This is a genomic window from Candidatus Eisenbacteria bacterium (assembly GCA_018831195.1).
GTDB lineage: Bacteria > Eisenbacteria > RBG-16-71-46 > CAIMUX01 > JAHJDP01 > JAHJDP01.
The window spans coordinates 41336-54248 of the sequence record JAHJDP010000118.1 but is presented as its reverse complement, the minus strand read 5'-3'; the positions used below and the strand labels follow the sequence as shown (position 1 = coordinate 54248).

General features: G+C 55.4%; 11 protein-coding genes. 6 read left to right on the top strand and 5 right to left on the bottom strand.

The features are described from left to right. Positions 1-25 precede the first annotated feature (25 nt). Entirely contained in the window at positions 26-898 is an 873-nt protein-coding gene (locus tag KJ970_20405) for a DMT family transporter (protein MBU2693287.1), read from the bottom strand. 107 nt (positions 899-1005) lie between these two features. Between KJ970_20405 and KJ970_20400 the strand changes: the two genes are divergently transcribed. From KJ970_20400 to KJ970_20375, 6 genes are all read left to right on the top strand, one after another. Continuing rightward, a complete protein-coding gene (locus KJ970_20400; protein MBU2693286.1) occupies positions 1006-2163 on the top strand; it encodes an MFS transporter in 1158 nt (385 codons plus the stop codon). 328 nt (positions 2164-2491) lie between these two features. Beyond that, complete coding sequence (locus KJ970_20395) at positions 2492-3172, top strand: hypothetical protein (protein ID MBU2693285.1); 681 nt, start codon at positions 2492-2494, stop codon at positions 3170-3172. 82 nt (positions 3173-3254) lie between these two features. Further along, positions 3255-3758 carry a hypothetical protein gene (locus KJ970_20390; protein ID MBU2693284.1) on the top strand — a complete coding sequence of 168 codons (504 nt, stop codon included), beginning with the start codon at positions 3255-3257 and terminating at the stop codon, positions 3756-3758. Between the two features lie 66 nt (positions 3759-3824). After that, complete coding sequence (locus tag KJ970_20385; GenBank protein MBU2693283.1) at positions 3825-4493, top strand: hypothetical protein; 669 nt, start codon at positions 3825-3827, stop codon at positions 4491-4493. A gap of 56 nt (positions 4494-4549) precedes the next feature. Further along, positions 4550-5389, top strand: a complete 840-nt coding sequence (locus KJ970_20380) for an NAD(P)-dependent oxidoreductase (GenBank protein MBU2693282.1) — start codon at positions 4550-4552, stop codon at positions 5387-5389. Beyond that, positions 5386-6345 carry a DMT family transporter gene (locus tag KJ970_20375; protein MBU2693281.1) on the top strand — a complete coding sequence of 320 codons (960 nt, stop codon included), beginning with the start codon at positions 5386-5388 and terminating at the stop codon, positions 6343-6345. Before KJ970_20380 ends, KJ970_20375 begins: the two co-directional genes overlap by 4 nt. 4 nt (positions 6346-6349) lie before the next feature. On the opposite strand, the gene KJ970_20370 is transcribed toward KJ970_20375, so the two are convergent. The 4 genes from KJ970_20370 to KJ970_20355 form a co-directional block, all read right to left on the bottom strand. After that, on the bottom strand, positions 6350-7846 hold the full coding sequence (locus KJ970_20370) for a hydroxylamine oxidase (protein ID MBU2693280.1): 1497 nt from the start codon (positions 7844-7846) through the stop codon (positions 6350-6352). Between the two features lie 102 nt (positions 7847-7948). Next, entirely contained in the window at positions 7949-9547 is a 1599-nt protein-coding gene (locus tag KJ970_20365) for a carboxypeptidase-like regulatory domain-containing protein (GenBank protein MBU2693279.1), read from the bottom strand. Between the two features lie 91 nt (positions 9548-9638). Beyond that, complete coding sequence (locus KJ970_20360) at positions 9639-11276, bottom strand: carboxypeptidase-like regulatory domain-containing protein (protein ID MBU2693278.1); 1638 nt, start codon at positions 11274-11276, stop codon at positions 9639-9641. A 4-nt stretch (positions 11277-11280) separates the two neighbouring features. Then, positions 11281-12900, bottom strand: coding sequence for a carboxypeptidase-like regulatory domain-containing protein (locus KJ970_20355; GenBank protein MBU2693277.1), 1620 nt, complete (start codon positions 12898-12900; stop codon positions 11281-11283). Positions 12901-12913: the final 13 nt, after the last annotated feature.

Below are 12913 nucleotides of genomic sequence, written 5' to 3'. Positions count from 1 at the left end.
AGCCTTAACAAAGACGCCGGCGCGGCTATCCGTAGCGGCGTTGAAGCAATATCCCCGCGACAATCAGCACCAATCCGACGACGGAAGACGGGAAAATATCCTCTCCGGCGATGAAGTGCAGCAAAACAAGCGATACAAAAGGCGCCAGAAAAATGAGATTGGATACCTGCGCCGTTGTCCGCGACAGCTTGAGCGCCTTCAACCAAACGATAAAGGTTATCCCCATTTCAAAGAGGCCGATGTAGGCGGCGCCGGCCAGCGCCGAGGAGGAGGGATGGACCCATTCCCCGGCGGCCAGGACATAGATCAAGATAAACAATGTTCCAAAGAGGAAACCCCAGAAGAGCTTGATAACCTCATCACGCGGATCGCGTAGATTGTATATCCAATAGAGCGCCCAAAGGATCGAACTAACGAGAGCCAGTGAAACGCCGAGAGAACTGGTCGGGCGGAAAGAGAAGATATCTCCACGGGTGGAGATAATGTATACCCCGGCGAAGCTGATGAGGATTGCGAGAAATCCCATGGGGCGGATTTTCTGCTTGAGCAGTGGGATTGAGAGCACGGCCATGGCGATCGCCCAGGTGAAGTTCAGCGGCTGAGCCTCCTGGCCGGGGAGCAATGAGTAAGCCTTGAACAGAATCAGATAGTAAAAGAAGGGATTGATGAAACCGGTCGCAAGGGACCGCAGGGCGCCCGCCCGCGACAAGGAGAGCTGCGCCGCCTTTCTTTGAATCAGCACGGCGGAGATGAGGCAGAGCGTGGATATGGCCGAGGAGTAAAGCAGCAATTGGGCCGGCGTTAGGAGGCGGAGGGAAATTTTAAAGGCTGTCGCGACCGTTGACCAGAAGGCAACGGCGACGAGAGCATAGGCGTAGGCCCTTTGTTGGGTCTTCATGAAAATCTCCACATTCCCTGTCTGACCGTGTAAGCTTAGCGCTCATGGGCGCAACTTCCAGAAAGAATCCGATCTCTGTGTCAAGACAGACAGCGTCAATTCAAGCTATGTCAAAACACTCCGTGGTTACAATATACCTTGCCGCGCTGGTGACGGGCGGGGTTATCGTAACCTTCCCGGCCTCCAGCACGATTCTTCGAGAGCGGTTGGAGATCGGCGATACACTTTACGGCGCCCTCTTTCTGCCGGTTCTCATCCTTGCCGCGGTCAGTGCGCTCGCCTCGCCGATTCTGTTGCGGCGGTGGAGTCTGCAGGCGCTCTTTCGGTGGGCGCAGATCTCCCTGGCCGTATCGATGATCCTGATGGCTGTCTCACCCTTTCTGGGAAGGGATCTTGGGGTGGCGACGTTGATCCTCGCCATGACGGCATTCGGCCCCGGCGGAGGTCTTATCGGTCTCGTCCTCAATACCGGCGCGATTGAGAATTTCCCCCGGGCGCGGAGCGGCGCCCTGACGGCATTGCACGGAGTTATCGGTGTGGGCGCGGCCCTCTGGCCGATGATCATTGCTGTCGCGGCGCGGGCGAATGTCTGGTTTGCCGCGCCGCTCGGGCTGGCGGTCATTATATTGGGGATTACCGTTTTCGCTGGGAAAAAACCGGTCGTCGGATGGCCCCGTATTCCCAACGGTTTCAAAGAGCGATTGCACATTCCCGGCCGTCTCTGGGCCCGGTCAACGACCGTTCTGATCTACGGCATCGGTGAGGGAACCTTCACCGCTTGGGCGGTTATCTTCCTGTCGGAAAACAAAGGCCTGCCCCTGGAGATTGCCGCCGGAGCCCTCTCGAGTTTCTGGTTTGCCATGATGGCCGGCCGGATGCTCAGCACCGTGATCGTGCGCCGTGTTGAACCGCTTTGGATCACCCTGATCCTCGCCGCCGGCATGGCTCTATCCTTTGTTCTTGTTTCCGGATCCAATGGCGCGATCGACTCCCTGCTTCGCTTCGGCCTGGCCGGATTTTTTTGCTCCGCCTTGTTCCCGCTGCTGCTGAGTCTGGCCTCCGAGGAATTGCCCCACCACACGCCACAGGTGAGCGCGCTCTTCTCGGCCTCGGTCGCCATGGGATTGATCGGCGGCACCTTTGGTGTCGGCCCCCTGCGGGCTCTTTTGGGCTTGCAGCATATCTATACATATTCAGCGATCTGGCCGGTTCTCATCATCACCCTGCTCCTCACCATGAGGCGGTGGCCCAAGACACAGGTCTAGTGTTCTGTGGGAGAGGGCGTCAATGGGCCCCGCCCGGGATCTAACTTTTTGTGGGATAATGTATTGTGACAGTTTCCGGGGGCCCAACCCGACGCGGCCGGTTCCGGCAAAACAATCTATACTCTATATCAGGATAGGAGTGGAGGGATGAATGCCCCAGGATGGGGATTGGCGGGCTCCGCCGGGGCGGCGTTCGGGTTGAACTTTCTATTGATTCAATGTTAAGTGTTTAATGTCGGGTTTTTGGTATCGAAGCGTTGGGAGTCATTCGTTGGGAGGACATCGTTGGTATGAGACATTTGTTATCGGGTATATCCAGGAGGATGCCATGCGACGTCTCTCCATTGTCTCGTGCGCCGCGTTTATAATAATTTTCTCAGCTTTTCTCGCGACATCTTCAAGCGCAGGCCCCAACGAGGGATCGGTTCTTGCCGTTCATACCGATTCCCGAGTCGTCGACACCGGGGGAGATCCGTTCCGCGCGTTGCAGATCCCCAGCCATTGTGATGAGTTGTCGCCAACCGGGACCAGCGGCGGGTCGAACATTCAGTGGTTTATTGTGCTGGCTGTTTTCCCTGACGGCAGCTCGCCGGAGTATAACACCTGTGTTTTCGGATTGGGCCCCTATGATCCCGCGGGGACTTACGTTGCAGCCTTCGGGCCGTTCGTTCCTCCCGGCAGCGCCATTCTTGAAATCCCATCGGATGGTTGGCCGTTGCCCAATACGGGGACAGCCGTCTCTTATGCGCCGTCCTGCGCCGATGACGGCGCCATTCAGCCGCTCTATTACTTTGGGATCTATGCCTATGGTGATGGCACAATAGGCCTGGGCGAACACCCTGTTCATGGTGGCGTGTTTGTCGAATGCGGCGCGGCCCACGCAACCGATGAAATCGAGGAATACGGCGTTATGGGTTTTGGGTCCGCGGCGGGGAAGAACCCGTGCGGTGAGCCTATTTTGCGTGAAGAGGGAACCTGGAGCCAAGTTAAGTGGGCGTATCGAAAGTAGTTGGCGCCATCCAATCTCCCAACACTTGACGAGTTTCCGATGTGAAGGCTAGACTTGTTATGGGCTGGATAGGAGGTGAACGATGAAAAGACAATTCCTTGTTCGATCGGCCGCCGTCGTTCTCTGCTCTGTTCTTGTCGGCGCGCTTGCTCCGGCCTTGGTTTGCAGCCAGGAGGAGTGTGAAGATCAGATTTTTGCGTGGGCCGTCGGCGATACGATTTTGGTGAAGCACGCCGGCGCCTTTTACAATTGTTGTGCCGTCGTTGTCGTTGCCATGGAAACACCCGAACCGTTTGCTGTCGATTTCCTGGAGACCGAAACCCTCCCCATGGGTCCCTGTGATTGTATGTGTTGCTTTGATCTCGACATGTGGGGATTCGGCTTTGAGCCGGGGCACTACACGGTGCGTGTTTGGAATGACACCCGGACCGTTCTCTATGGGGAGGCCGAGGTTGATGTTCACGGGGACCTGTTGACCTCAGCCGGATTCGGCGGATATGTGCAGAGCGGATGCCTCAATAATTCCGGGGTAGGTGGCGATAAAAAAGATACGACCTGGGGCCTTATCAAGAGCATGTATGAATAGCATGTACGAATCGTCCGTCGTAGGGAGGCCCAGCCATCCCATCACAGAGAGGCGTTTGATAGACTTGTGATAAGCGACTTTTTCCTGGGTGCGATAGGCGGTGCGCTTATCGCATTCCTCTTTTTTCTTGCCACAGGGAGTAGCTGGCGCGCGCGGGTTTCCTTCAGAGGGAACCCAAGGCCGAAGCGCCCGGGAACGCCGTTGATCCCGGCTCTTGAAGCGATTCTTTCTCGACGGAAGCGAGAGTTCGACACGCTTGCGGTACGCGGGCATCTCACCATCGGCGACGATCTCTTTATTTCTGTTGCCGTCCCCGCGGAGGTGCTTGAAAAGAGCCTCGATCTTGTGTTGGGCCACGCGCTGGACGCCATCAAAGAGCGGCCGATCCGGGAAATCAGATTTGTGGTTGAGAAAGAAGAACATTATTGCCGTGTTGATGTAAAGGACACCGGCGCCGGCTTACCGGAGGAAGCATGGGAGCGGATCTTTGAACAATCCGTTCCCATCGATGGCGTTGAGATAGGTGAAAATAAACGGCTCCATGCGGCCAGAGATGTGTTGGCGCCTTATGGCGGCAAAGTTTTTATAAAACACAGCATACCGGATGAGGAAACCACGATCAGGATCATACTGCCAACCTTGGCCGGCCGAACCGAGGCCGCCCGGGTCATGGAAAACCGCCCCAACTTCCCGCACCAGCGCGGCGGCGATGTCAACCACAAGGAAGATTTTTAAAGCTTTGCCCGGCGTCGGGATTGCCATCCTTCGGGGCGGGCCGCATGATAGTCTTTATGAAAATTCTTGTGACCGGAAACCGCGGCCTTGCCGGGGCGGCGATTGAGCGGGCCCTGAGCGGCCGGAATTATGATGTGGCCGGCTTCGACCGAGTCGGCGGAAAGGATATCCGCGACCCGAAGGCATTGAGCATTGCGATGAGGGGGTGCGATGCCGTCATCCACGCGGCGGCCCTGGCGGGGCAACCGGAGGCCCATCCGTCGGAGATCATCGAGGTCAATCTTCTGGGGACATGGAATGTCCTCTGGGCCGCAGAATGCGAAGGTGTCAGGCGCATTGTTTATCTCAGCAGCGTGAATACATTGGGATGTTTTATCGGCGAGAAAGCCCCCGACTATCTTCCGATAGATGACGACTACCCCTGCAGCCCGGGGACGCCGTATGGCGTATCAAAGAAACTTTCCGAGGAAATGTGCAAGCACTTCACTGCGCGGACCGGGATACCGACCATATGTCTGCGACCGCCGGGAATATTCAACGAGGCGCGGTATCTGGAGATCAGGAAGTGGATGGAGGTGGATCCCCGGAATGAATGGACCCCCTTTTGGGAGTACGGCGCCTTTATTGATGTCTGGGATGTGGCCCGCGCCGCCCTTTGCGCCCTCGAATGCCCCGACCCCGGCCACGCGACCTTCTTGCTTTGCGCGGCCGACATCGTTTCGGCGGAAAAGACGACCCGGGAGCTGGTCTCACAAATACACCCCGGCGTTCCCTGGCGCGGGGGGATTGAATACAAAGAAGATCCCTACCGGTCTTTGATATGCACCGAACGGGCACGGAAGATTTTGGGCTGGGAGCCGGTCTATTCCTGGCGGTCCGGTAAACCAAGAAAATGACTCTTCATACAACCTCCGGCCGGTGGAAACTCGGCTTTTTGCTGTCCGTTATCACCGCTCTGTTGTGGGGCGCACTTCCAATTGCCTTGAAGACTCTTTTGGGTGGGATGGATGCCATTACGATCACCTGGTACCGCTTTCTGGCTTCCGCCGTACTTCTCGCCGCCTATCTGGCCGCCCGAAGACGCCGGGCCCGCAGCGTGCGTCCGAAGGGTCTGCTTCTCCTGCTTATAATTGTCTGCTGTCTCTGTCTTTGCGCCAACTATATTATCTATCTTATCGGTCTCGATCATCTGACGCCGAGCATTGCACAGGTCGTGATACAATTGGCGCCCGGATTTATGCTTTTGGGCGGCGTCTTTATCTATCGTGAGCGCTTTGTCCGCCTGCAGTGGACAGGGATGCTCGTTTTTGTCGCCGGCATGGGGCTGTTCTTTAATGGAAGGCTGGCATTGCTCATTGGCGGCCTCACGGATTATACAATCGGCATTCTGTTGATTATCACCGCGGCGATCGCGTGGGCTGTTTATGGTCTTACTCAAAAACAGCTCCTGAGATGCTATTCCTCGGAAATGATCCTTCTTGTGATCTATATCTTCGGAGCGGTCGCGTTTTTTCCGGCGGCGCATCCTGGACAGATTGCGACCCTCAACACCCTGCAGGTCTTCTTATTGATCTTTGCGGCGTTAAACACACTTTTCGCTTATGGCTGTTTTGCCGAGGCGCTGGAACACTGGGAGGCCTCCCGCGTCAGCGCCGTCCTGGCGACCGTTCCTGTTCTCACCGTTTTCTTGATGATGATCGTTTCGTCGCTTTGGCCTCAGGTCATTGAGCCGGAGAACCTGAGTCCGATAAGCCTGGCCGGCGCCCTGCTGGTTGTCGGCGGATCAATAATGGCCGCGGTCAGCAGCGATCCCAAGCATCAGATCCCGCCGCTTCAAACGCCGGAACCCTGAGTCGTCACTCCCCGCTTCTCAACATCAGCCAGTCATGCATCTCCCGCAGGTTCTTGGAGAGCGCCCAGCGGCCGTTGGCAAAAGTGCCGTAATCGGCCCCTCCCATGGCGGAGGCAAAGCGGATGGAGTTGGCATAGAAGAGCCATTGCTCGGTCCACATCTTTTCGATCGCTTCATCAAAGGGATTGCCGCTTTGCGCCGGCCCCTTGGCATAACCGCCGCTCCAGGCGGCAAGAAGGATTTCAGTCGCGGACAGCGTCATGGCGTTTGTTGTCTCAATCGCCTTATCAAGGCGCGCGAAATGCGAATCTGTCCAGCCGGCCGCGTGGCAGGGGGCACAAATTCCCTTCATCCGGGCCGCTCTCTCCCGCATGTCCTCCGCCCTGATGAGAAAAGCATCCACCGGCTCGCCGGTCAGCTCGGTCGGCAGCGGTAAACCCGCTTTGTTTTGTATAATTGAAGTGTTGGCGGAAATCGGATGCGGGTGGGCGTAGGGAACGCCCAACAGGCGCCAGGCCAGGCGGTCATTCATCCGATGGGTTCTCTCGGCCACAACATCACCATCTTCCGTTGCGAGCAAGGAGACATGACAAGTGGCGCAGGTTGGCGCGATAAAATCCCTTCCCGGAATCCACGGAACGGAATCAAAGGACCATTTATCCTGCATGGAGTAGTAGAGATTCCCATGCTTGCTCACCTCATAGACTTTTGACGCCGGAACATCGGGGCCCTTGTGACACTCGGCGCAGGTCGCCGGTTTCCGGGCCATCTCGATCGAGAACTGGTGTCTTGTATGACACGCGGTGCAGGCGCCGAGGCTTCCGTCTGGGTTGACGCGCCCGACGCCCTGATTGGGCCATCCCTGAAGAACAGGGAAGGACATTTCTCCAAAGGCGGTGTCTCTTTCCTCCATTTCAACGGCGCTGACAACGGTTCCATGGCAATAGAGACAGGATTCAGCGTCGGTCAACTCATCCTGCGGATCGGTTGTGATCGTATCCCCGATAAAATGTTGAACACCGTTGATGGAGGATTGGAGCATCTGATACAGGGAATTGTCCACAAGGTTGCTGTGGGCGTTGGACATTATATTGCCGGCATACTGCACCACTTCTTCGGGGTGGCATGTTGAACAATCGCGGGGAGTCACAACAACATGTATGTTGTAGCCGTTATGTTCAAATGTGTCGCCGTGCTCATTGGCGTTAAGGGTGTGGCACTCCGCACAGCCGATGGCGATGCTATCCATTCCCGCCGGAGCGGCCTTGATCGATACGCGCCGGCTGAGCTCCGGATAGGTCAATGCGGCGGATAGGGAGGACTGCGCGTGCCGGCTGTGTTTCCAATCCCAATAAATTCCGGATGTCGTCATCGAGTGGCAATCGAGACAGGCTTCGGTGTCGTCGCTGATGACCGGCTGTGCGCCTGCGATCACGGTGGCCGGTGCAAGCGCCGCCAAAAGGATCAGCAGCGGCACCCCAAGCACCAACAGGGCGGCCATTGATCGGTGGGGGCTCCGCCGCGGTTCAACGCGCGGCATCGGGCGCCGATTCAGGCGCCGTTTCATATGGTTGAGTGTCGGCCAGGGCATAACGCCTCCTTCTTATGGCGTGAGTTGTGACAGTGTTGACTGAAGCTGGAAATCAATTCCCGTGACATCCTGTGCATCGAGAATTGTGATCGTCTGAGCCGAATCCTGCTCGGTGGTGCCGGGATACCAAGTGACGACATTGCATTCCGGGCACGAGTGACGAACGCCGACAATGAATTCCCCGTCGGGCAGCCCCTCAATGAGATAGGCGCCGTCGGATGATGTTCTCCAGTAGTTTGACCAGCTCCACTCCGGGTCAACCGCGATGACGGCAAGCGGGAATTCCGAAGCCGGTTCTCCATCGGCTTTGATGATTCCTCCGGCGATCGTTCCGCCCTCTTCCAGGGTGATTAAAACGGAAACAATTTCTCCCTCGGCGGGCAGATATAGGGCGGTGGCCTCGTCGATGGAAGTGGCGCGATCGAACCACTGCGGCCGCCACGACGACGCGCCGTTCCACTTCATTCTGAGTTTGAAGATGTCGGCTGAGAACAGGGGAATCGGTAAAGTATTATCTTGATCGGGCCGCGCCATCGTCACGCGGGTGCCCTCTTGATTAAAGATTTCAATGGTCGCGTTGTAGGGTTCCCACTCCGGGTCTCCAACCAGCAGGCACTGAAGACCGCCAATGGAGATGTCGTCGACCGGGAAATCATTTCCTGGGACAATGTCAAAGGCGTGTGCGGAAGAATAATCCTCGCCGCCGATCCACTGGTCTGAATAACCCATCGACACCCTGAGACGAAGGCTGCCCGCGGCAAAGATCGGTATATTGTACACCCCTGATTCATCGACAGAGTGTGAGCCGATGACAGTTTCCTGGGCGTTATAAAATCTGATGTTCGGCCGGCCGGCTTCCAATTCCGCCCAGCGGCCGCCGATGGCTCCCTGTAGAGCGGCAGGCTCCGGAATCTCGCGGGTGGCGGATGTTAAATTCATGGGGTCAACATGGAATGATTCGGCCGTCGGGCGATCCAGCGCCGAAGGAAGCCAGAAGGAAGATCCGTTGCCCTTCTCGGGATTAAAGACCGTGATTTTTACGAAATAGTCCCCCGATGGAACGACTTCGAATGTAAAAGTTCTCTCCCCCGATTGCGGATCGGAGCGGGCCTGATTTTGGGGATGGGCCGACAGCGCCTCTTCAAGGCCGCAGATCAGCGCCATGCCGTCGAGCACCGTGGGGGTTTGAAGATGGATTTCCAATCCCCCTAAGATAAAATCGACTCGAATCGAGTCACCGGCTGAAGTAATGGAGAGAGTGTCCGCCTCCGAGATGCCGGCACTGAGTCCATTTTCGGAATACCAAAGGGGCTGGTAGAGGCCCGGCGCTGTCAACTCAACACCATAGTATCCCGGGGGCACGGCGACATTGAATCGCCCGGCGGAATCTGTTGTGGCAATAATTTGAATCTGTTGCCCCGGGACCATTTCTTTGAGTGTAAGTATTCGAAGCCTCGCACCAGCGATCGGCCCTAGGCCGCCGGTCACTGTGCCGAAGATCTTTTCTTGGCCCGGGCATGATGGCTTCGTCGAGCAGTCATCGTCGCCGCATGCGGCCAGCAACAGCAACAGCGCGGAAATCAATATGGGGAAAAAGCGACAGTAGCGCATGATTCACCTCCTGCGTTGCCAAGAGTCTAAGGCCGGATGTGGAGGGGTTCAAGGTTGCGGATAGGGATCGTCCTTCAGATTCAGGAAATTTTTATGGGGAGCTCGGATCCAGCGGCGCCAGCATCTGAAAATCGATTCCCACGACATCACTCGCATCAATGATTGTAATGCCCTGGGCCGAATCTTCTTCGGCAACGCCGGGATACCAAGTGATACGGTCATACTCCGGTGAGGCGTGCCGAACCCCGATGATGAATTCGCCGTCTGGCAAGCCCTCGATGAGATAGGTGCCATCGTAGAATGTGTACAAGCCATAAGTCCAAGACCAATCTCCACTGTTGGATTTTACTCGGAGACTCATCCTGTTGGCCGCTCCTCCAGAAGAGGTCAGTACCGTGCCCGCTATTCTACCCCCCCTTTCCAGAGTGATATCTATATTCTTCATGCTTCCCTCTTTTTCCAAAACAATGGGAGTTGCATCATCAAAATGCGTGGCAAGATGATACCATTGCGGTCTCCAAGGAGTTGCGTTTCGCCATTGCACACGAAGTTTGTATTCACCGGCAGCAAGAAAAGGGATTGCTATAAGATTGGCACCGTCACTGGAAGAAATAATTTTCTCTTCCAGGGTATACACGGAAATCTCTCCGCTATACCATTCCAGGTCAAGATTTCCAGATAGATGACAAATAATTCCACCAATAGGGATGGAATCTGTAGTTACGGTGGTCCCGGGATGGAGGGCATATTCACGCGCATCAACATAGCTATCGCCACCGACCCAATTTTCGAACCTCGAAATATTCATCTTGAGCCGGACATGTCCCTCTGCGAGGAATGGAATACTGAATTGCCATTGATCATCGATGGGATGAGACGCAAGGGCGGTTGAATCCGGCCCGAAAAAGGAGATTTCTCTGCCATAATGTTCAAATTCCACCCAGCGAGTATCGATTTGCCCCTGAAGGTAACAGGGCGAGAAGAGGTTCTCCGTCCACGTTGTTCTTTCCTGCGGGTAAATTGTAATGGCATCGGCCGCGGCTGGGTCGAGTGTTGAGGGGAGCCAAAAACAAGAATGCTGCTGGTTTGAATGGTAGTAGATGACCTTGATGAAATATTGACCCGGCGGGAGAAAGTCTGTCTCTAGAACTCCATTCTCAGAATTGACCCCGGAGTCTATATCAAATGCGACACTCCGATCCACGGCCGATTCTAAACGACATCGAAATTCTTCTCCCGATAGCTCCGGCGGCCGCTGAAGTTGAATTTCCACGCTCCCAAGAATGAAATCCGCCCGGATGGAATCACACCCTGATAAAACTTTCAATGTGTCCGCGATTTGGTGCCCCAGAGTCAAACCCGACGATGTATACCAGATGAAGTTGCCTTCTATCGGATCTTTCATCCGCAAAAAATAGCCGCCGATGGGTACGGGAATGTCGAACCGCCCATTACTATCTGTAATTTTACGAGAAAGAAAGGAGTCGCCATATGGTTGGCCGGTAGCCGAGGAGGCTTCGACGACGACGCCGGGAACGGGTCCGTGGGTATTTATGACGCGGCCGGTGATTCTTTCTTGGCTTGGTATCGGGGCCGCTGGGCAATCGTCATCACATCCCGTTTGGACGATGCCTAACAGTATAAGAAGAACCGCAAGCGGAAAAATATGCCGCACAAAACTCCCCAATGAGTAGCTCCAGCGGCAGAGATTTTTGGCGTAGCTTGACAACTGATCAATCCCCTCCCGTGGCGCGCACCGGCGACATAGGCACCTCCGGCGGCAGGCGTTGAAAGTCTATCCCCGTGATCTCCTCCGCATGGTTAAGGGTTATGAATTCAGCAGCATTCTCATCATCGGTTCCAGGGTACCAGGTGATCCGCGCATACTCGGGCGGGCGATGTTCAATACCTATAATTAATCTGCCATCCGGCAACCCCTCGAGGTGATAAGATCCATCATCAGCCGTTTCCCAGTAATAGCGGAACACCCAGCCGGTATCCAACACGCGAACAATCATGCTTGAACCGTCAGCCGGCATTCCAGAAGAGTCCAAGATTCGACCGCTGACGGCGCCCCCCTTTTCCAGGGTGACGTTGATGTTTTCAATATCGCCCTCTGAATCCAGGACGATGGAAGTCGCCTCTTCCCCAGAGTTTGCTTGATCATACCACTGGGCTCGCCAGAGGGAGGGGAATGACCAATAGATGAAGAGTCTATAGTCGCCGGGCGCCAGGGATTGAAGCAGTGTGGGGGTGTGCTGATAATTTCCCCCCGAAACAATAGAGTTTCCGGCATGGTCGACCAGGACATACTTAAACGTGTTAATACAAAGAGTTTCATTTTCCACAACATGGAAGAGGATGCCGCCAATGGTTATGGAGTCCACCGGAACCGACGCTCCTGAAATGAGAATGTATTCATCGGCCTCGAAGAAATTGTCTCCACCAACCCAGTGAGGGTAATCCAGCAGGATTGTTTTCAGCCGAACGCGTCCCTCGGCAAAGATTGGAATGTCAAATCGGCTGTCGTTATCAACATATTGTTGTGCGATTAGAGCCGAGTCAGGGCCGTAAGCCTTGAGTTGAAATCTGGATTGGCCCTCAAGCAATTCCGACCACCGAGGGTCAACCGCTCCCTTGAGATGACACGCGGGAGGGATGACCCCCTCTCTTGATGACAGTTCAAGCGGATCGACTTGAATCTCATCAGCCATTGCGCGGTCGATTGTAGCAGGAAGCCAAAACAAATTCCGGCAAGCGGATCCACAATCCCCCACATAGACCCTTATGATGTAACGGCCGGGGGGTACGAAATCGAATGTAATAACACGTTCGCCGAGTTGAGGAGCCGAATATTGATTAACCAATAAAAGACCCTCTTGTGCACTTTCAGCATAGAATCTTAGGCTTTCTCCCTCCAATTCCTGAGGGAATTGGAGGGTATATTTGATGGCGCCAAAAATGAAATCGGCCGTTGTGGAATAAGAGCCCGCTGCGATTTTAATTGTATCAGCAAAATCGGAACTGACTTTGGGGCCGGTATCTGAATACCAAAATCTATGGCTCCCATCATATGACACAGACAATTTGTAGCTGCCTGGTGGAACGGGGAGGCTGTAATGCCCCATTTCATCTGTTCCGGCCGAAGCCGAGATATAATCGCCGGGGGCGCCCGCCTGTGCAAGCGCGGCATGGATATGTGCCTGCGCAACCGGGCCGGAGGTCGTCATAACGGTCCCGACAATTTTTTCCTGGCCAGGCAGTGAATTCGTCGGGCAGTCGTCGTCGCCGCAGCCACCAAGGATTGAAAAAATCAAGACGATCAAAACAGAAACCAGAAATGGATACCGCACAAAACCTCCCAAG